16 protein-coding genes and 3 pseudogenes are annotated in these 19,473 nt (G+C 51.2%); 4 read left to right on the top strand and 15 right to left on the bottom strand.

Annotated features, from left to right (window positions below; all coding sequences use genetic code 11):
* Positions 1–20: 20 nt before the first annotated feature.
* The gene (locus ACI6NM_RS02230) at positions 21–581 is read right to left on the bottom strand and encodes a trypsin-like peptidase domain-containing protein (RefSeq protein WP_438501019.1); all 561 of its coding nucleotides are present in this window, start codon (positions 579–581) and stop codon (positions 21–23) included.
* A 774-nt stretch (positions 582–1,355) separates the two neighbouring features.
* On the opposite strand from ACI6NM_RS02230, the pseudogene ACI6NM_RS02225 reads away from it, so the two are divergent.
* Positions 1,356–3,015 (top strand): annotated as a pseudogene (locus ACI6NM_RS02225) (IS1182 family transposase).
* Between the two features lie 206 nt (positions 3,016–3,221).
* On the opposite strand, the gene ACI6NM_RS02220 reads toward ACI6NM_RS02225, so the two are convergent.
* Both ACI6NM_RS02220 and ACI6NM_RS02215 read right to left on the bottom strand, forming a co-directional pair.
* Positions 3,222–4,466 (bottom strand): sensor histidine kinase, encoded by a 1,245-nt coding sequence (locus ACI6NM_RS02220; RefSeq protein ID WP_262427377.1) that lies wholly within the window; start codon positions 4,464–4,466, stop codon positions 3,222–3,224.
* Entirely contained in the window at positions 4,463–5,137 is a 675-nt protein-coding gene (locus tag ACI6NM_RS02215; protein ID WP_262427378.1) for a response regulator transcription factor, read from the bottom strand. The genes ACI6NM_RS02220 and ACI6NM_RS02215 overlap by 4 nt, the downstream gene beginning before the upstream one ends.
* 491 nt (positions 5,138–5,628) lie before the next feature.
* Here ACI6NM_RS02215 and ACI6NM_RS02210 point away from each other — a divergent pair, with 491 nt between their 5' ends.
* Positions 5,629–6,171 (top strand): hypothetical protein, encoded by a 543-nt coding sequence (locus tag ACI6NM_RS02210; protein WP_262427379.1) that lies wholly within the window; start codon positions 5,629–5,631, stop codon positions 6,169–6,171.
* Positions 6,172–6,225: 54 nt separating this feature from the next.
* Here ACI6NM_RS02210 and ACI6NM_RS02205 read toward each other — a convergent pair.
* The 11 genes and pseudogenes from ACI6NM_RS02205 to ACI6NM_RS02155 form a co-directional block, all read right to left on the bottom strand.
* Positions 6,226–6,441, bottom strand: a pseudogene (locus tag ACI6NM_RS02205) (ArdC-like ssDNA-binding domain-containing protein); the annotation flags it as partial.
* Positions 6,437–6,583 (bottom strand): annotated as a pseudogene (locus tag ACI6NM_RS02200) (DUF6017 domain-containing protein); the annotation flags it as partial. The pseudogenes ACI6NM_RS02205 and ACI6NM_RS02200, both read right to left, overlap by 5 nt.
* Before the next feature lie 88 nt (positions 6,584–6,671).
* Positions 6,672–6,926 (bottom strand): hypothetical protein, encoded by a 255-nt coding sequence (locus ACI6NM_RS02195; protein ID WP_262427380.1) that lies wholly within the window; start codon positions 6,924–6,926, stop codon positions 6,672–6,674.
* Positions 6,927–7,047: 121 nt separating this feature from the next.
* Entirely contained in the window at positions 7,048–7,176 is a 129-nt protein-coding gene (locus ACI6NM_RS02190; RefSeq protein ID WP_262427381.1) for a hypothetical protein, read from the bottom strand.
* Positions 7,177–7,316: 140 nt separating this feature from the next.
* Entirely contained in the window at positions 7,317–7,532 is a 216-nt protein-coding gene (locus ACI6NM_RS02185) for a hypothetical protein (RefSeq protein WP_262427382.1), read from the bottom strand.
* 39 nt (positions 7,533–7,571) lie between these two features.
* Entirely contained in the window at positions 7,572–8,465 is an 894-nt protein-coding gene (locus ACI6NM_RS02180; protein ID WP_262427383.1) for a hypothetical protein, read from the bottom strand.
* A 231-nt stretch (positions 8,466–8,696) separates the two neighbouring features.
* A complete protein-coding gene (locus ACI6NM_RS02175) occupies positions 8,697–10,058 on the bottom strand; it encodes a CitMHS family transporter (protein WP_158357085.1) in 1,362 nt (453 codons plus the stop codon).
* Between the two features lie 165 nt (positions 10,059–10,223).
* A complete protein-coding gene (citF, locus tag ACI6NM_RS02170; protein ID WP_262427384.1) occupies positions 10,224–11,783 on the bottom strand; it encodes a citrate lyase subunit alpha in 1,560 nt (519 codons plus the stop codon).
* A 1-nt stretch (position 11,784) separates the two neighbouring features.
* Positions 11,785–12,684: an aldolase/citrate lyase family protein gene (locus ACI6NM_RS02165; protein WP_158357083.1), complete on the bottom strand. Its 900-nt coding sequence runs from the start codon at positions 12,682–12,684 to the stop codon at positions 11,785–11,787.
* Complete coding sequence (citD, locus tag ACI6NM_RS02160; RefSeq protein ID WP_158357082.1) at positions 12,684–12,983, bottom strand: citrate lyase acyl carrier protein; 300 nt, start codon at positions 12,981–12,983, stop codon at positions 12,684–12,686. Before citD ends, ACI6NM_RS02165 begins: the two co-directional genes overlap by 1 nt.
* Positions 12,984–13,146: 163 nt before the next feature.
* Positions 13,147–14,454 carry a CitMHS family transporter gene (locus tag ACI6NM_RS02155; RefSeq protein WP_262427385.1) on the bottom strand — a complete coding sequence of 436 codons (1,308 nt, stop codon included), beginning with the start codon at positions 14,452–14,454 and terminating at the stop codon, positions 13,147–13,149.
* A 312-nt stretch (positions 14,455–14,766) separates the two neighbouring features.
* Between ACI6NM_RS02155 and citX the strand changes: the two genes are divergently transcribed.
* On the top strand, positions 14,767–16,245 hold the full coding sequence (citX, locus tag ACI6NM_RS02150; RefSeq protein WP_262427386.1) for a citrate lyase holo-[acyl-carrier protein] synthase: 1,479 nt from the start codon (positions 14,767–14,769) through the stop codon (positions 16,243–16,245).
* Complete coding sequence (locus ACI6NM_RS02145) at positions 16,235–17,977, top strand: Rqc2 family fibronectin-binding protein (RefSeq protein WP_262427387.1); 1,743 nt, start codon at positions 16,235–16,237, stop codon at positions 17,975–17,977. Before citX ends, ACI6NM_RS02145 begins: the two co-directional genes overlap by 11 nt.
* Positions 17,978–17,987: 10 nt before the next feature.
* On the opposite strand, the gene ACI6NM_RS02140 is transcribed toward ACI6NM_RS02145, so the two are convergent.
* Complete coding sequence (locus tag ACI6NM_RS02140; protein WP_262427388.1) at positions 17,988–19,295, bottom strand: putative ABC transporter permease; 1,308 nt, start codon at positions 19,293–19,295, stop codon at positions 17,988–17,990.
* Positions 19,296–19,473: the final 178 nt, after the last annotated feature.

Below are 19,473 nucleotides of genomic sequence, written 5' to 3'. Positions count from 1 at the left end.
ATTTTTCGTTATTTCCTTGTTCAGATCATCATAAAGTCAATCCGCTCCAGCACTTGGGAAATGGGGATCGCATACCCCATGCCCTCAACCTCTGTGGAAGATACCTTTGCTGTGTTGATTCCGATCAGCTCTCCGTTCATATTCAGCAAAGCACCGCCGCTGTTTCCTGGATTGATGGCGGCATCTGTCTGAATGTATGTAGAAGATTCTGAATCTGTACTGATGGTTCGATCCAGTGCACTGACAATGCCTGTGGTGACCGACTGTCCGTATCCAAGGGCATTTCCAATTGCAACAACCTGTTCACCCACGACCAGCGTATCCGAATCTCCGATGGCAACAATCGAAATCTGAGAAAGCGTATCAGAGGATAAGGCGTCTATGGATACTTTTAAGATCGCAATGTCCATAGGTTCATCATAACCGCACAGCTCCGCTTCATAGGTTTGGTCATCCACAAAGGTAACCGAAAGCGTTGTGGCGCCTTCCACCACGTGACAGTTGGTTATCATATACAAATCCGTATCGTCGGCGTAAACGATTACACCCGAGCCGCAGCTGGTGGTTTCCTGCAGCTGCATTTGCCCTCTCCCGCTGCGCCCAAACCGTCCAAAATAGTTTTGCACTTCCTGGACAGAGATGTTTGTTACGGATACTACCGATGGTAAACCTTGTGCGGCAATTTCTGATACATCCAGAGATCGACTCATCGTAACAGAATCGGAAGAATAGGAAACAGGGGAGATCGTGGCGTTGCCTTTCTGTGTATCATAAAGAGTCTGATTTGACAGATGATTCAGCAGTGCATTCACTCCGTAAAAGGTTCCTCCAGCCATGCCTCCGAAGATGATTGCGCTGAATGCAATGACAATCACTTTTTTCCGAAAGCGAGTTTTTTTCTTTCTGTTGTTTCTTACTGTTCGGGATTCGCACCCGGAAGAAGGTAGGGGGTAATTTGCTAATATAGTATATTCTTGTTGATTATACATATCATCGACTCCTTTCAGCCCCTCATGCAGCAAGACGCTGCGGCTCTTTTGTTTGACCACAGTATACGGGGGCAACCTTAGACAAACTTAAACTCGAAACTTAATCCAACTTAAAATTTTGCTTTGGTATCCGTTTGCTGAAAAAATCCAATGGTACATTTCGGTGAGGAATTACCCGGATTTGCGCCAATTCACATCGGATCAGGCTGCAAGTATAAAAAAGGGGCTGTCGGGAAATAGATAGTCTAAAACAGGGCCGGCTGTGACTTATGTGAGTCACAACCGACCCTGAAATTTTTTCATAAAAAAGAGAAAAAGATGGCTAACGACAACCATCTTTTCCCCGTTCCATGTTATAATGGAACTATGCTTAAACAAGATTATTATAACGACTTTTTTGATTTTGGGCAACAGAAAATTAACTTCAGCTTCTTCGAATTGCATTTACCCGACGACGATCCTGTCTATACCCTGAAAAAAGTAATGGAGGAATTGGATTTTTCAGGCCTGCTGTTCAGACCAGGGAAGAACCGGGTACAATCCAATCATGCTGTATGCTGTTGTTACCTACGCAAACATGCGTGGCATCCGGGCCGTTGACCGGATCGTGGAACTGTGTGAACGGGACCTGGCATTCATCTGGCTGACCAAAGGCCAGAGACCCAGGCGGGATGCTTTTTATGATTTTAAGGGGAAAAAACTGACCGGTGAGATCCTGGATGAACTGAATTACCAGTTCCTGCGCCGTTTGAAAAAGGAAGGCCTGCTCACACTCAGAGAGCTTTTTATCGATGGCACTAAAATAGAAGCAAACGCCAACCGTTATACCTTTGTCTGGCGGGGAAGCTTAAACTACCATCTTGCGGGGCTTCTGGACACCATTGATGCCCTTTATGCAGCTTACAATGCACTTCTGCATGAAAACGGGTATGGACCGAAATACGATCTTGGGGATGCCAGGATGTTTGTGGTGGAAGGCATGGACAAAGTCCGGCGTGTGATCGAGGAGAACCGGAAACGGAAGCTGACAAAGCACAAGAAGATTTCCAATAATACCGTGATCGAAATCGACGGCTGTTCCCCGCCTGAGATCCTGAAGCTGTATGAAGAACTGGAGACCTGCGGCAGCCGCCTGATGGAATACAAGGAACACTTTGAGATCATGGGCAAAGGACGGAACAGCTATTCCAAGACAGATCTGGAAGCAACCTTCATGAGAATGAAAGAAGACCACATGCTCAACGGCCAGCTGAAACCGGCATACAATGTCCAGATCGCAGTAGAGAACTATTTCATTGTCCACAGTTATGTCAGCAGCGACCGGACTGATTACAACACGCTGATCCCGGTTTTGGAAAAGCACCGGAAAGCATTTGGGGAAGAGCTGGAAGCAGTCACTGCGGACAGCGGTTACTGCAGCGAAAAGAATCTTTCCTATCTGAAGGAGAACGGGATCAAAAGCTATATCAAGCTTCAGGATCACGAAAAACGGAGGACCCGTGCATACAAAGCGGATATCGGAAAGTATTATAACATGAGCTGTGCCGTTTTTGAGGATGAGTATTACTACATCTGCCATGATGGGCGGGAACTGCGGCATATGCGGACGGAAAGCAGGATACAGGATGGGTATACCCAGACCTTTGAAGTATATGGCTGTGCAGACTGCAGCGGCTGTGAACATAAGGCGAAATGTCTGTACAAATATGATGCTGAAAAGCATTCAGACCGAAACAAGGTCATGAAGAGTAATGAACGGTGGGAAGAGCTGAAAGAGGAAACCAATGAAAACATCCAGAGTGAAGAAGGGATCCTGAAGCGTCAGACACGGTCGATCCAGACGGAAGGCCACTTTGGTGACATCAAAGAGAATGAGAACTTCCGGAGATTCCATTACCGTTCAAAAGAAAAGGTGTATAAAGAGTTCATGCTGTATGCGATCGGGCGGAATATCATGAAATACCACCGGTTTCTGCATCATGAGATTGAAAAATACGAAGGGAAAAAGGAACCAAAAACTGCTTAAAGGCAATGAGCGTTCCCAAAATGCCAAACAAGGGGATACTATGCCCTGAAATTGGAGACAAAAAGGGAATGAGACAGTCCGGCAGAAAACCATAGCCCTGAAAAAGCCAGGAGTTCTGCGGACTGTCTCATTCTTTTGTTATCCGGGGAAAAAATCGGTATTAACCGACAGCCCCTTGGAAAAATGTTCTGATTTTTAAGATAGCATTATAAAGGAAAAGTGACTGTAATTAACAGCGATTTTTCGTCTTGCGTATTTGACGTAATCTTTCCCTTATGTGCGTTTACGATGGCCGATGCAATGGAAAGCCCCAGGCCGTAACCACCGGTCTGGGAATTTCTGGACCTGTCAGCACGATAAAAACGGTCAAACAAATGGGGGATATCCGCTCTTGAGATGGATTCTGCTGTATTGAACACGCCCAGCTGAATGGTGTTTTTTTTCTTTTGCAACGAAAGCTCAATCTTTCCTCCATCATCAGAATATTTTACGGCATTGTCCAGAAGAATGACAATCAATTGCCGGATGGCGTTCTCATCACCCACCATCGACAGCATTGGCTCGATTTGACTGGAGATGGTTTTGTTGCGGGTTTTGGCAAGAGCTTGAAACGCCTCCAATGTTTCCTCCGCCAGATCAGAAATAGGGAATTCTATTTTTTCTACCTGCGGCTGCTCTTCCATGCGCGACAAAAAAATCAGATTATTTGTCAGTTGAGCCAACCGCTTGGTTTGATTTTTTATATCCGAAAGCCATTCGTTTTCCCCGACATCCATTTCCAATACTTCCGCATCGGCATCAATGATCGTCAGAGGAGTTTTCAGTTCGTGTCCGGCATCGGTAATAAACTGCTTTTGTTTTTCGTAATTTTCAGAAAAGGGTTTCACAATACGTCCGGAAAGAATGATTAGCAGCAGCAGTACAGAAAATAAACCAAGGAGGCCAACGCCTGTGCTTGTAAGTAAAAAGTTTTGAAAAGCGCCAATTTCCCGTCTGCAATCAAGAAAAATAATATGGATCTCATCTCCGGACAGATATAGGATGTATCGGTAATTTTCTACAAAGCCTCTGGAATCCCCGCTATTTAAGACCATCTGTGCGTATTCAATGGCGGCCTGTGTATCGACTGCCGCAATCTTTCCTGTGCTCACAGCGGCTGTTGTTCCGTCCTGTGTAAGGAACACTGAAAAGTATCTGGATTCATAGGGCAGTTCGGGGGAATTAAGGCGATCGTACCTTGGATGTCTGCCTGTCGAAAAGAAATCGTTTTCCAGATGTTTATCAGCAGGAAAAACTCCATCATTTTCTGCTAAAACATCCAGGATGCTGTCAGCATCCGTTACTATTTTTCTGTAATTTAGAATCCCCGCAGCTCCCAAAATAACCGTTAGAACCAATAGCAGCGAAACCATGGAGGCAAGGATCAGCCTTATGCGCAGTGTCCGTATCATTCTTTTTCCTCCAGTGTATAGCCGGCATTTCGCAGAGCCTTAATCTGAATATCTGCGTGCAGAGCAGCAAGTTTTTTACGGAGATAGGAGATATACACCCACACAACGTTGATTTCGGCTTCGCTGTCATATCCCCATATTTTTTCCATAAACCGTTCAGCAGAAATGATGTTTTTGGGGTTGCTCATCAGCATTTCCATCATTTGAAATTCCTTGTTTGCCAATCGGTAGCTGCCGGATGGTGAAGAAAGCTCATACGTTGCGCGGTCCAGCGTGATATTCCCAACTTTCAGCTGAGAGTTTCCCTGCACTGTCTGTGTTCGTGTCATTGCCCGAATACGAGCCAGCAATTCTCGTGAATTGAAGGGCTTAGTAAGGTAATCATTCGCACCGGCGTCCAGGCCAACCACTTTATCATCCACCTCGGATTTTGCGGTCAAAAGCAGTACCGGGATCAGATTTCCTTTTTTTCGTATCTCCTGCAGCACGGTAATGCCGTCTATCTTTGGCATCATAATGTCAAGAATCACACCATCATAATTATCTGCTTCTAAATACTCCAGTGTCTCTTTTCCATCGTATGCCGCATCGACAGAATAATTATTTCTCTCCAATATAGTTGTCAGTGCCTTTGACAACGCCTGTTCATCTTCAGCCAGTAAAAGTCTCATATCGCCACTCCTCTCAGATTTATCTTTGAAGGAAAAAGCCCGTTTCTTTACAGGGCAATTATATCATAAACGCTGTAACTTAAATAGAAATAAAAACCTGAAAATATTTTTGCGCAGGCGGAGCATCTTCTCGCTATGGATTGCACGGGTTGAAGGACTATTCCAACTTCATAGAAGAAAAGAAAGTCCAATAAGAAGTCTTGCTTCAGCCTACTGCCAGCCCCGCGTGATCAGCAAGATGTTGTTCCACAATAAAGGTGAGCCATCTCACTATTGACAAAGGAGTTCCAAAGGGGAACGGCGTTCTCCTTTGTTTGGGGTGTCCAGAGGAGAGCAGGGCTCCGGCGGAGACTTCAAAATGCAATGCATTTTGAAGCGCTGATCGAGCCGACAGACGAGACAAAATCCCTTGGCTCTGGGTTTCCAATAGAGGTGAGAAGCATCCCTGTTGACACGCGATTTTGCTTGCAAAGTCTAGGGTGTTATACCTTTTGCAACCGCTGACGCTGGAAAGGGGCTGTCACCATACCGGACAGACACTTTTCGGCAGCAGCAGAACAGGCAGATTTTGTGGACTGAAAGCTACAAAAGACAAGGAATTTGCAATAAGCAAAATCCGCCTGTTCGTATGTATGTTGGCAGTGCCAACGGGGGCGCAAGAGGTATATAAAAACGCGCCGCAGCGATCAGTCTCCGTATCGTATTCGCTCCATTTCCTACTCAAAGGGAATCGTCAATTTCTTTGGCAGCTCGCTCATGGAGAGTTTCAGAATTTGACGGATAGCGATTTTAGCAAACACGTTCGTTCTGCTCAGATCGCCGTCTGCCAGCTTTGCGATCTGAGCAGTTCCCGCAGAAAAGTCAAAACGGATTTCTCCCCATTCATCGTCGTCGTTGGCATACCGATGTACTGCTTTGTACTCGTATGCAGCGGCGGCGATTTTTTGTTTTTGTCGGTCAGCTTCAATTCCACCACACCGAGAACACCGGCATCCACCAATAGTCCGGTCAGCCTGTCCACGATCTTTTTATAAGTTCGCTCTGCGCCGCTGGTGCTGCTATACTCATAAGTGGTGGCAAGCTGTTCAAATTTTCTTTTTGAAGGGCGTGGGAGCAATAATTTTGATGCGTTTTTCGCCTTTCATTACGTTGCGTCCAAACCGATCTCTCTACTTGTTAAAGCCAGCCACCAAAGCAGCATTTGGCTTATGCATATAGATTAGCATGGTATTGTTTACGCTGTACTTTTCAATCCCTCGTTCTATGCTGCCGGTAATGTCTTTCATCCGTTCTTTATTGGTCAAAGACAAACTCAATGTGAGTGCTGTCCAGTTTCATCAGCCTAGATTTCACCAGCTCCGCGGGGTAATCGTCCCCGGCAATGCGGATGGTCTTCCAGACGCTGCATACGGTTTCTGCCAGCAAGTTCACGAGTTCCGGCTTTCTTAGGCGTCAACCTTTCCCAAATCTATAATTTCTTCTAAGATATGGATCTGCGCCATACTTACCTTCAAGATACTGTGCTTCAGGTCTTTCACCCTTCATGGATCATTGAAGAACTTTTATTATAATATAGGATATCCCATATAAACAGACCAATAAGCGCCGCTCCGAGGACTGCGTACCAGATGGTCACAAGATTGACCTTCCGTTCCCTGCGCAAATAGGATCCCAGATGTACGATCCAGAGGACCAGTGCGGCGTATTCAAAAAGTTTCCATCGTGTAACCACAAACAACAGCAGCAGTGCGCTTACTCCGCCGATCATCTTCTCTGTCCTGTCTCTCATACCGTTCTCCTTTCCGTGTGTCTGATCTTCCGCCTCCAGTCTCCACTAAAAGCCATCCATTTCCATCGCTGTTCCTTTATTAACCCTATTTTATCAGATAAGAATGCGTTCCTTCTGCTGTCTATGGATCTGCCAGCAGCTCCAGGCTGTTTTTCAGATTTTCCGGGAATGGATAAAATTCAAACCAGTTACGCTCATCCCGCCCCTTCCATATCATGATCTTGTAAGAAAGACTGGAATAGGTGACCATCCTCTCCTCTTCGTAAATTTTCTTATTCCACGGAAAAAACAGAAAAAAAGAAAAAACAAACGTCAAAATGAATGTATAAAGATAAATGCGCAAGTCTATGTCCCCCTCCCTTACAGGTACAGTTTCTTTTCTTTCTGTCCCTACACCACATGGTTTTTCAGATTTTTAGGGAATAGATAAAACTCAATATCATCTTTCCCGCCGATGGTTCTCCATATGATCAGTTCATATGTAAGGCTGGAATATATGGTCGTTCCTCCATCCTCGTAAGCCTTCTTACTCCACGGATAAAACAGAAAGAAGGCAAAAAACATCGTAACAGCCATAATACATAAGCATGCGGTTATTTTTTTCATTTTTGCTTCCTCGCTTTCGGCATACATGGTCCCGTTCTATCAAGTACGATTTTTATTTCTTATGACACCTGCTATGGTGAAAACTCCGGCAGCTCCCAATATAACAGCCGATATGTTCCCGGCTCCAAAGCCTCTCTCTTTATAGGAAAGGCCCATCCCGTACCGAAGCCAGGAGTTTGATGCTCTGGCAACATCGCTGTAATAATAAACCGGGAAGCTGGTTCCGCTGTCATTGCGGCCATCCTGTACCTCCAAAGATGGTACGGTACTCCTGTTTTCTGCCGCCGTCGGCCACTCTCCGGTAAATGCATGTGCCGTGGCTTTCTGGACTGGAATGATAAACTCGGGGATTCCATCTGCACTGAATACAACTGCTGCGGGATATCGGATCCCGGGAAGTCCGGAAACGATCTCATATCTGTATTTATCGCTGTCATATCCCGCCACCTCCAGGGAAGCAGCCACTGCTTCGTTATAATCAACCGTTTCATTTTTGTACACATAGACAGCTCCCACTGTCCAGTGGTTTAAGTCATCTTTAAGCATCTGTTCTGCATCTTCCGGGATATCCTTTGGAAGCGGTGTTACTTTCGTTATATCGGCGAGGACCGTAACATGACCTGTATAAACCGGAATCTGCCACATATAATCACTGTTCTCCAATGATTTCTTTGGATCCTCTGTCTTTAAAAGCCCTGGCTCCGAATAAATTTTATATGCCCTCTCCATCCCCAGTTCATCCATCCGCACATCCCGCCCAAGTTCTGCACGGGCTCCTCCATGATTCATCTGAAATAATATCTCGTCTCTCATGGAAACGATCTCCTGGTACTCACTTTCCTCCAGTGGAAGCAGATGCTCGGATGCATAAGAATCGAAGCCGAATGCCAATGACAGGAACATACAAATAAAAGTAAGGATTGCTTTTCCCATGTCTGCCTCCTTCCATCAGTCCACGAAGCCAGCCCTTTTTCATCCAAATTTCTTTGTCAATCCTATTTTATCAGATAAACGGCCGGTCCTCAAGAAAGAACCGCATAATTAATCTGACATTTTTCTTAAAAAATCATTTTTTTCAAAAATTCCACCATAAAAAAATGCCGTCCCCCACGGGGCTGTGATCAGCCCGCAGGGAAACGGCGTTTTTCTTTCTAAGATTTTCAATTATAAGGGCATGATCCCGAACAGGACGGCAACGATCATGCAGATAAAGCTGAAGCCCCATACCCATAAAAAGCTGTTCTTGATATGGTCCTTGATGTCCACGTCTGCCAGGCCAACGCCCAGAAGGGTGGCCGGAACCATGGGGCTGATGAAGGTGGCGCAGTTTCTGCATACCACCATGGCAACGGCAATGGGAGTGGCGGCGATGCCGAAGCCCTCTCCGATCCCGATCATTACCGGAAGCATTCCGTAGAAATAGCTGTCCGTATCGAAGGCCAGGGCCAGAGGCACGCTTAAAATACCGATCACCAGCGGCAGGTGGCGTCCCAGCACAGCCGGTAAAAAGCCGCTGATCAGGCCGGACATACAGGTGATGACGCTTTCTGTGCCCTCCACGTTCTTTACAAGAACGCCCATGAGAACGGCTGCTCCCATGAGGGTGGAGCACATCATAAGGGCCGGACCGGCGTGGAGATTGATGATCTTCTTCTGCATTTTCGCCCCCGGATAATTTACCAGGATCGCCAGGGCCACGCCCATCATAAAGGGAACGTAGCTGGGGAAGATGTCCAGGATCAGAAGGGCAATGACCGCAATGGTAAGGAACACGTTAAAAAAGAACAATCTGGGACGGGCCAGCTCGCTGGCGGCTTCCGCTGCCGCTGCTTCTGCCGGGCTCACTGCTGCCTGGCCCTCAGTCTGTGCCAGGAGCCCGTTTAATCCGGCTCCCCGCTTCTTTTCAATGATGCCGTTGACAACGGCCACGGCCAGAGCCAGGATGATCCCGCAGGCCTGGATCGGCATGATGGTGCGCCATAAGGCTCCGGCCTCGATGCCCAGGACTGTGGCCGCCCGCATGGTGGGACCAGCCCAGGGCATCAGGTTCAGTACGCCCATGGAAAGCACCGCGATCCGCAGCATGGTAGTGGGACGCATATGCATCCTTTTATAGACTGGCAGCATGGCCGGGACCACGATACAGAAGGTGGAAGCGCCGCCGCCGTCCAGATGGCCGATGAGTGCGATGATGCAGGTCATGATACAGACGCCCACCACGCTGTCCTTCACCAGAAGCATCAGCTTCCCGATGATCACGTCGAACATCCCGGCGTCGGTCATGATACCGAAATACAGGACACTAAACACGAACAGGGCCGCTGTGGGACCGGTGCTGGAAAAGCCGCTCTTAATGAGGGATGCAATGTCCTCCCAGGTATAATATTTTCCCAGGACCAGCACAAGAGCCAGGATCATCGGAAAAACGATGAAGGCAATGCTGGGCAGGGTCTTACTTTTGAACAGTGTCACCACGATGGCGACGATACAGGCGAATCCAAGGATTCCTACAAGGGTACCCGACATACTTTTTCTCTCCTTTGAAGCTTATTTTGCGTTTTCTTTGTATATTTCCATGAAAGTTTCACACTTTCTTAGCATTTCAGGCGGCAAAACGGCCCGGAAACTGACAGTGCCTCCGGACCGTCTGCCTTTCCCGGCCTGGCCGGGATCTGTATTTATGAAAAGGGGTTATGAGAACTCGTATTCCTTGATCTGGCGGACCACGTCGATGATGGTGCCGTCCCGGGCCTCGATGACGCCCACGATCCGGTCATCAAACTGCACCGGATCCGGTTCTCCCACCATGGCGTAGGCCTTATCCCGCAGCTCTTCAATGGTGCAGAATGGAAGGTCCACGTCCTTCATACATTCGATCAGGTCCTGCCGTCTGGGGTTGATGGCAATGCCGTAATCGGTGATGACCACGTCCACGGTCTCGCCGGGAGTCGTCACCGTAGTCACACGGGTGCAGATGGCCGGGATCCGTCCCTGCAGGAGCGGCGCGATGACGATGGTGCATTTTGCGCCGGCCGCCGTATCCGGATGACCGCCCTGGGCCCCTGTGATCATGCCGTCGGAGCCCACCACCACGTTGCAGTTAAAGTCCACGTCCACCTCCAGGGAAGCCAGGATCACGAAATCCAGCTTGTTGACGAAGGCTCCCTTATTGAACGGGTTGGCATACTCCGAGGCGGAGATCTCAATGTGGTCCGGGTTCCTCTTAATGGACTCGATGGCTCCCAGATCGAAATCCTGGGTATCCACGATCTTTTTGATCAGGCCCTTTTCCAGAAGCTCACACATGGGGGTGGTGATGCCTCCCAGGCCCAGGCCCATGTGGATCCCCCGCTCCTCCATGATCTTTCCCAGGGAAATGGTGGAGGCGATGGAGGCTCCGCCCACGCCGGTCTGGTAGGAAAAGCCTTCTTTAAAATACGGTGTGTGGATCACAAACTGAGTACAGTAGTCCGCCATCATGATCTTTCTCACATCGGTGGTGGGCTTTGCCGCTCCAGTGGCGATCTTTGCCGGATTTCCGATCTCGTCCACCACGCACACATAGTCCACATGGACCATGGAGATGCTGGCGGGAACGTTGGGGAAGGGGACCAGGCAGTCGGTGAGGGCGACCACCTTGTCGGCGTATTCCGCATCCACCATGGCGTAGGATAATACGCCGCAGTCGCTCTTTCCGCCGTTGGCCCGCATGTTTCCGTATTCATCGCAGGTGGGGGCCCCGATGAAGGCGATGTCGATATGGACCTCGCCGGATTCCACCGCGCGGACCCTTCCGCCGTGGGAGCGCATGATGGCCAGGTCCCTTAAACGCCCGGTGGAGATGGCCTCTCCGATCTTTCCGCGGACGCCGGAGGACTGGATCCCGGTGATGGTGCCGTCCTCGATGTAGGGCACGATGGGGTCGTTGGCCTTGCCCAGAGAGCTGGCGCAGATGGTCAGGTCCTTGATCCCCATTTTGTGGATCTCTTCCATGACCATGTTGACCACATAATCTCCCTCGCGGAAATGGTGATGGAAGGAAAGGGTCATCCCGTCCCGGATGCCGCATTTTACCAGAGCCTCATGGATATTTTCCACCATTTTGCTCCGGCCCGGATCGCAGAGCGCGCGGACGGTGGGAGCCGCTTTTTTATATTCATGATTGTCATTGGCATAGGCTCCCTTAAAGGGTTCCTTGCCGGTCTTTTTTAAGATCTCCCCGGGGATCTCTCTTCCAACAGCATTGATCATATTACAGCTCCCCCTTATACACGCCGGCCGCCTTGGCCATGGCCAGCGTTCTCTTTGCTCCGTCGTAGAAGGCGATGTCGATCATCTTTCCGTCCACGGTAAATACACCGATGCCCTTTGCCTTCTTGTCGTCGATCTCCCGCACCACCTTTTCGGCAAACACGATCTCCTTTTCAGCAGGGGTGAACACCTTATGTACCACGGCGATCTGACGGGGGTTCACCAGGGATTTTCCATCGAAGCCCATGAGCTTGATCATACGGGTCTCCTTTTCAAAGCCCTCCATGTCGTCCAGGTTGGTGAACACCGTATCCCAGCACTGGACGCCTGCCGCCCGGGCCGCCATGATCATATGCTGTCTGGCTCCCATGAGCTCCACGCCGGTGCCGGTGATGGTGGTCTGAAGGTCCTTTGTGTAGTCGCCGCCGGAAAGGGCGATGCCGATGAGCCGGTCTGAGGACTGGCACACCTCCAGGGCATTTAAAACGCCCTTGCAGGATTCCAGGGCCGCCATTAAAAGAGTGCTGCCCTCGGGCCGTCCAAACTCCCGCTCAGCCGCCAGCACATGCTCCTCCACAGTCCTCACATCCTGGGCCGTCTCGGTCTTTGCGATCCGGATGGTGTCAGCCCCTCCGGCCACGCAGACCCGGATATCCTCCTTCCAGTGAGGCGTGTCCAGGCCGTTGATCCGCACCACCCGTTCTACGCCGTGGTAGTCGATCTCCTGCAAGGCGTGGAACAGGGAATACCTGGCCGCGTCCTTCTGGTTCTCCGCCACCGCGTCCTCCAGATCCAGCATGATGGAATCCGGCTTATAAATATAGGGGTCCTTGATAAGGCCCGGCTTCTGGCAGTTCAAAAACATCATGGAACGTCTTAATCGTTTTTTATTTGGATGCATTACCGGATCACACCTCCCCACGGAAGATTTTCACTGACGCCGTTGCTGCGGTAAACGGCGCATTCCACTCTGGCCTTTAAGGTACAGTCCAGGGCGCCCTTGTCAAAGATTGTCACCCTGGCGTTTTTCACATCCAGCCGTTCTAAGGTCTCCAGGGCCACCGCGCGGATCTGTCTCCCATACTGATGGATCACGCTGCTCTCGATCATCAGCTCGATGCCGTTGTCTCCCGGCTCCACGGTCACCTGGGCATCGCTGGACTCCAGGGTCCCGGCCATGGCTGTTTTTAAGATCTCCATCTGATCCCCTCCTTCTCATTCGGTCATTTTTTCTATACTCACTATACCATTTCCGGTATTTTTTATCCAATATATATATCTTTATGTGATATATAGGGCGTTTCTTATGCCCTTCTGCCAGAACAGGACGCCGCAGACCGCAGCGTCCCGTTAAGGAAAGGTATTATAAAACCGGAAGATATCCCAGAGCCAGCCCCATGACCATGAAGATCACGAAGATCCCCACGCACCATCTGAAGATATAGCCCTGGTACTGGGCCAGGGTGATCTCGGTCTGGTCCATGAGCAGGTAGATAAAGGGTACCAGCGGGCTTAAGAAATGGAAGGCCTGTCCCATGAGGGCCGCGAAGCCGATCTGGAGGCTGGTGAACCCGTAGGCCTCTGCCGTTGCCGCCAGGGGCGGGAGAACACCGTAGTAAAAGGCGTCGTTGTTTAAAAGGTAGGTACCCGGCGCGCTGATGACGGCGATGATCACCGCGAAGTACCGTCCCAGGGATTCGGGGATCACGGACACTAAGAACTGGGCGATGGCGTTTGACATGCCCGCGTCCTCGGGACCGTTTAAGATGCCCATGAGCACGCCTGCGCCCAGGACCATCATGACCACGTTGATCATATCAGGAGCCAGGGAGCTGATGACCTTTCTCTGGATCTTCTGGTCGGGATAGTTCACCACCAGGGCGATGGCCGTTCCCACGCCGAAGAGAATGGCAGAGGAAGCCAGGCCCATGATCAGGGATACGATGACAGCGGCGGTCAGGGCCAGGTTAAAGAAGATCAGCTTTGGCCGCTTCCACTCCTGCTCCTCCGGGGACACCTCCACCTTATGTACCTCTGAAGATGCGGCCTTTGCAACGCCCAGCCGCTTTCTCTCCTTAAGGCCCAGGTAATAGGATACGCCCACCACATAAATGGCCGAAAGCACCATTCCCGGCACCAGCGGAGCCAGGATCTCTCCCGCATCCAGCTTCATGACCGACATGACCCGGGCTGTGGGACCGCCCCAGGGGATCAGGTTCATGATACAGTTCTGTAAGATGATGAGGGTAGCCAGGTAGATCTTTTTGATCTTTAACCGGTTATAAATGGGGATCATGGCCGTACAGCAGATCATGACCGTGGTGGTGCCGTCGCCGTCTAAGGAAACGAAGGCCGCCAGGATGGCCGTTCCCACCAGTACCTTTAAGGGATCCCCCTTACACCATGCGACCACATGGTCCACCATGGGATCGAACATGCCAGCTGTCAGCATGACGCCGAAGTATAGGATCGCGAAGGTCATCATCGCGAAGGTAGAGGCCACGCTCTTGATGCCGTCCATGGCGTAGCCCAGGGTATCCCAGCCATATCCGGCCAGCAGTCCGAAGGCCACCGGCACCAGGATCAGGGATGTGAACGGACTCAGTTTCTTTGCCATGATCAGCGCCATGAACACAATGATCATTGCAAAACCTAAAAATGCGAGATTCATAGGATTTCCCCCTTTAGCTTCTTTGTATTTTTATGAAAACATCATATCATCCCCTGGCCATTCCGTCTAATATATATACAATTATACCAATTATAAGGTTTGTCCTATGGGATAATTTGTGCATTATGCTAAGTTCTTAGCGGTACTCCGGCCAGTGTGTTTAATTTCTGCTAAGTTTTGTGTATACAAAAGACAGTATACGGCCAGGACTGGCTATTCAGGCCTTCCGCAGACTGAGAAAGGAATCCACTGTGGAATTTCTCCTTTTGTTATGGTATGATAAAGGGAATCATAAAAGGATGGAGGTCCGCCATGAATGAGAAACATATGCAGTACGTATTGACAGTTCTGAAGGAAGGGAGCTTTACGGGAGCGGCGAAAAAGCTGTATGTGTCCCAGCCCTCCTTAAGCCAGATCATAAAGGCCGCCGAGGCCAACCTGGGAGCGCCGATCTTCAATCGGAACACGGACCCCATCACCCTGACCCCTGCCGGAGCCCTTTACGTGAAGGCGGCCAAGCAGATCAGCACCATCTCCACCAACCTGGCCAAGCAGGTCGAGGAGCTGAGCAATGAGGAATTTGGAAAGATCCGCCTGGGGATCTCGGTCCAGAGGGGCATGGAGCTGCTCCCCTACCTCTATCCCCGGTTCAAGAGCCGCTTCCCCCATGTGGAGCTGGAGCTTCACGAACAGGGCTCGGCCACCATGGAGGAAAGCGTCCTGGAGGGCTCTGTGGGCATCGCTCTTCTGACCACCTTTCCAAAATACGACGAGCTGGTCTACGATCTGATCCAGAAGGAAAATATGGTGCTGCTGGTCAATAAAGCCTGCGCCCTGGCGGAACGGATCCGGCCGGGAACTCCCATCGACATCCGGGAGGCGGCGGATGAGGTATTCATATGCAGCCGTCAGGGCCATTCGGCCCGGACCATTCTGGATGCCCTCTGTGCCGCCAGGAATATGAAGCCGGAGATCGGCCTGGAGACCATCAGCATTGAGGTGGGAAAATACGTGGTGGCCACCAGTCCCGTGGTCATGGCCTGTCCTGACGCTTACGCGGATACGGAAAATTCCCACCAGTCCCCCTATTATACCTACCCCATCCTGGGAGTGGAGAATCCCCGGCATTTTTTTGCCTGCTACCGGAAGGACCTGTATCTCACAAAATATATGCGGTATCTTCTGGAGCTGCTCCACGAGGTCCGGAACCTCCCCGCCGGCCGTCACGGCCAGACGCCGGGAGCAGAGGCCCAGTCCCTCATAGGGATCCCCACAGAGCTGCCCCAGATGCTAAACGCCAGGGAGCAGCGGGCGGCCCTCCAGAACAGTCTCCTTGTCTCCTGCCGCTGTCCCCTGGTCTCCTTTACCTTAAATATTCCCGGACCTGTGAAGGTCCTGCCCCTGGTCCCCGAGGCCTTTGACGCCGGGATCGCCAAGATCGAAGACGCCCTGGCGGATCAGGGACTTCCTGTGGTCCGCAGGGAGCAGGTGATCCAGGCCACGGGACTGGAGGCCATGTGGGCCGTGGAGACGGCCGGTGCGGTACGGCTGAAAACGCTCATGGCGGCCATTGAGGACGGCGGCGGCCTGGGACGGCTGTTTGACATCGACGTTCTGGACGCCGGAGGAAAAAAGCTGTCCCGGGAGGATCTGGGACTGCCTCCAAGGAAATGCCTCCTCTGTGAACAGCCGGCCCACGCCTGTGCCAGGAGCCGTACCCATACGGTCATGGAACTGACGGAACAGATCGAATCTATATTAAGAAAGGAATTTTCACACCATGGCATTTGACGGAATCACCATTGCAAATCTGGTATATGATCTGAACCAGAAGATCGTCTCCGGCCGGATCGCAAAGATCGCCCAGCCGGAAAAGGACGAGCTTCTGCTGACCATAAAGGGGAACCGGGAGAATTTCCGGCTGCTCATCTCAGCCAACGCCAGCCTCCCTCTCCTCTACTTCACTGAAACCAATAAGCCCAGCCCCATGACGGCCCCCAATTTCTGTATGCTCTTACGCAAGCACATCGCCAATGGGCGGATCCTTTCCGTGACCCAGCCAGGCTTTGAGCGCATCGTCCGCTTTGAGATCGAGCATCTGGATGAAATGGGGGATCTGCGGCGGAAGTATCTGATTGTGGAACTCATGGGAAAGCACAGCAATATCATCTTCTGTGATGAAAACGACATGATCCTGGACAGCATCAAGCATATCTCCGCCCAGGTAAGCTCGGTCCGGGAGGTGCTGCCGGGACGCACCTATTTCATCCCCCACTCCGGGGAAAAGAAAAATCCCCTGGAGATCACAGAGGAGGAATTTATCCCTCTGATCCAGGGAACGCCTCAGCCTCTGTCCAAGGCCCTCTATATGGATCTTACCGGCTTAAGCCCCGTGGCGACGTCAGAGATCTGCCATCTGGCCTCCCTGGACGGGGACGTTTCCGCCAAGGAATTTTCCGAAGGTGAGCTGACCCACCTGTACCATGCCCTCAACTGGATCATGGACGATGTGAGAAAAGGGAATTTTTCGCCCAGCATCATTTATAAGGGTGAAAAGCCCGTGGAATTTTCTTCCATCCCTCTGACCATGATGGACGGCGGCGAATACCAGAAAACGGCCTTTGATTCCGTAAGCCAGGTGCTGGAACGGTATTACGCCGAGAAAAACGCCGTATCCAGGATCCACCAGAAATCCACGGATCTGAGAAAGATCATCTCCAACGCCTTAGAGCGCAGCTACCGGAAGCTGGACCTTCAGACGAAGCAGTTAAAGGATACGGAAAAGCGGGAAAAATTCCGGATCTACGGCGAGCTTTTGAATACCTACGGCTACGGCCTGGCCGGGGGAGAAAAAAGTTTTAAATGTTTAAATTATTACGATAATACAGAGATCACCATTCCCCTGGATCCCACCCTGACGGCCCGGGAAAACGCACAGAAATTTTTTGATAAGTACAACAAGCAGAAACGGACCTTCGAGGCCGTGACGGAGCAGCTTTCCCAGACCCGGGCGGAGATCGACCACCTGGAGTCCATCAGCACCTCCATGGACATTGCCCGGCTGGAGGAGGACCTGGTGCAGATCAAGGAGGAGCTGACGGAATACGGCTACATCCGGCGGCACTATTCCGGCGGCAAAAAGGTGAAGATCACCAGCCGCCCCTACCACTACCTGTCCTCGGACGGCTTCCACATCTATGTGGGAAAGAACAACTACCAGAACGAGGAGCTGACCTTTAAGACGGCAAACGGCGGCGACTGGTGGTTCCACGCCAAGGGAATGCCAGGCTCCCATGTGATCGTAAAAACAGAGGGAAAGGAGCTGCCGGACCGGGTGTTCGAGGAGGCCGGAGCCCTGGCGGCCTACTATTCCAGAGGCCGGGAAAACGATAAGGTGGAGATCGACTACATCCAGAGAAAAAATCTGAAAAAAGTCCCCGGCGCGGCTCCGGGCTTCGTGGTATACCATACCAACTATTCCCTTCTGGCCACGCCGGGGATCCCAGTGAGCGAGGTGAAATAAACCGTCTCCTCTATTCTACTTTGATGGCGTTGGGGTAGATCCGGGCCAGACGCTCATCGCCGAAGCGCTCGTCCATCACCTGCTGCCAGGAGGCCTCTGCCGCCACGCCCCGGCTCCTCTCGTCGCTCCTCCACAAGGCCATAAAGGAGACGGCCATGTTGACGGTCATAAAAACGATCAGGAGCCAGACCAGAGGCTTCCCGGTCTTTGCCGGGATCCTCTCGATCCATCTGGAAAATACGGGATACAGCCCCTTAAACCACACCACAGCTGCGATGCCCCAGAAAAAGCAGTACAGGAGGTTGATCCGGCCTCCCAGGTTAAAGGGGATCTTACTGTAATCCCAGAATACCGTTCCGAACATCATTTCTGTAAACACACTGCACAGATACTCGTAAGCGCCTCCCAGGACCGTACCCATGAGGAACAGGAACCGGTCGGAGCTGTCCTTGTACCGGTAGAGGAGCACCGTCACCAGGGCGATGGCCAGGCCCCAGACGATGCTGAAGGGTCCCCAGACCAGACTGCTGCGGCTCATCCAGACACCGGCCGTGATCCGGCAGAATACGGTCTCCGTCAGATCTCCCAGGACACAGCCGATGACGAACAGAAGAAAGATCTTATAAAAGCTGCACCCGGCGGCAAAGCCTTCTGCACTGGCTGTTTTAAGCTCCTTCTCCTCTCCAGCTGTCCGCTCCCTGGGATACGCCCGCTCCAGACGCCGGTTCACCAGAGAGGACAGCCGAAGCTCCAGCCTTACGCTTAAGGACGCAAACAGGGAATCCACCGACTGCCACTGTTCGATCCTTCTGGTCTTTCCCGTAAGGATCAGCACCGTAGCCAGCATATCCGCCGCCAGGGCCAGTAAAAGGATCCACAGAAGGATCTTTCCAAGACTTCCGGGCAGCAGGGCAAACAGCCGCGTCAGCAGGGGATTCCCCCATCTGAACGCCAGAACGCCCAGAACGCCCCAGACTGCGGAGGCAGGCACACAGATATAGCCGTCCAGGTTCCATGGCAGCCCGGAATAGTCCCACCATTTTTCATGGTACAGCCACTCCAGCACATGACCGGCGATCCACTGGGTTAGGGTTGCCAGGATCACGATCCCCGCAAAAAGCCAGAAGCCCGAAAGCTCACGGCAGGAAAGGGTCATGGCTGCTGCCGCCGCGCCATAGGTCACACATAAAGGGCCGTTTACCAGTCCCCGGTTCACAAAGGTTCTTTTTTTCACTGCCGCTGCCACAGTTTCCAGGATCCATCCTGCGAAGGAATACGCGAAGAACAGCCACAGCAGCTCATAAAATGTATACGTCATACGCACACCTCCCTGACAGAGATTGTACCAGATTTTTCCTTTCCTATTTATAAAACTTTCATGAACTCTTTTCATTCCTCACGTTTCTGACGGCTATCCGACGCCAGGGCCGTTTTCTGCTCCTTGCGCCCCTTTCTCCTTCCATGTATAATGATCACAAGATTCCTGCTCCATAGAA

The sequence above is a fragment of the Pilosibacter sp. YYHA0881 genome (assembly GCF_051602715.1).
Lineage (GTDB): Bacteria > Bacillota > Clostridia > Lachnospirales > Lachnospiraceae > Alitiscatomonas > Alitiscatomonas aceti.
This window is presented reverse-complemented; position numbering and strand designations above follow the sequence as displayed.

Bases quoted from the DNA above. Each gene is read 5' to 3' on its own strand.
- ACI6NM_RS02195 (WP_262427380.1), bottom strand. From the start codon at position 6,926: ATGAGAGACAGGACAGAGAAGATGATCGGCGGAGTAAGCGCACTGCTG.
- ACI6NM_RS02185 (WP_262427382.1), bottom strand. From the start codon at position 7,532: ATGAAAAAAATAACCGCATGCTTATGTATTATGGCTGTTACGATGTTT.
- citF (WP_262427384.1), bottom strand. From the start codon at position 11,783: ATGATCAATGCTGTTGGAAGAGAGATCCCCGGGGAGATCTTAAAAAAG.
- ACI6NM_RS02230 (WP_438501019.1), bottom strand. From the start codon at position 581: ATGCAGCTGCAGGAAACCACCAGCTGCGGCTCGGGTGTAATCGTTTAC.
- ACI6NM_RS02215 (WP_262427378.1), bottom strand. From the start codon at position 5,137: ATGAGACTTTTACTGGCTGAAGATGAACAGGCGTTGTCAAAGGCACTG.
- ACI6NM_RS02190 (WP_262427381.1), bottom strand. From the start codon at position 7,176: ATGGTCACCTATTCCAGTCTTTCTTACAAGATCATGATATGGAAGGGG.
- ACI6NM_RS02145 (WP_262427387.1), top strand. From the start codon at position 16,235: ATGGCATTTGACGGAATCACCATTGCAAATCTGGTATATGATCTGAAC.
- ACI6NM_RS02220 (WP_262427377.1), bottom strand. From the start codon at position 4,466: ATGATACGGACACTGCGCATAAGGCTGATCCTTGCCTCCATGGTTTCG.
- ACI6NM_RS02180 (WP_262427383.1), bottom strand. From the start codon at position 8,465: ATGGGAAAAGCAATCCTTACTTTTATTTGTATGTTCCTGTCATTGGCA.
- ACI6NM_RS02155 (WP_262427385.1), bottom strand. From the start codon at position 14,454: ATGAATCTCGCATTTTTAGGTTTTGCAATGATCATTGTGTTCATGGCG.
- citD (WP_158357082.1), bottom strand. From the start codon at position 12,983: ATGGAGATCTTAAAAACAGCCATGGCCGGGACCCTGGAGTCCAGCGAT.
- ACI6NM_RS02140 (WP_262427388.1), bottom strand. From the start codon at position 19,295: ATGACGTATACATTTTATGAGCTGCTGTGGCTGTTCTTCGCGTATTCC.
- citX (WP_262427386.1), top strand. From the start codon at position 14,767: ATGAATGAGAAACATATGCAGTACGTATTGACAGTTCTGAAGGAAGGG.
- ACI6NM_RS02175 (WP_158357085.1), bottom strand. From the start codon at position 10,058: ATGTCGGGTACCCTTGTAGGAATCCTTGGATTCGCCTGTATCGTCGCC.
- ACI6NM_RS02165 (WP_158357083.1), bottom strand. From the start codon at position 12,684: ATGCATCCAAATAAAAAACGATTAAGACGTTCCATGATGTTTTTGAAC.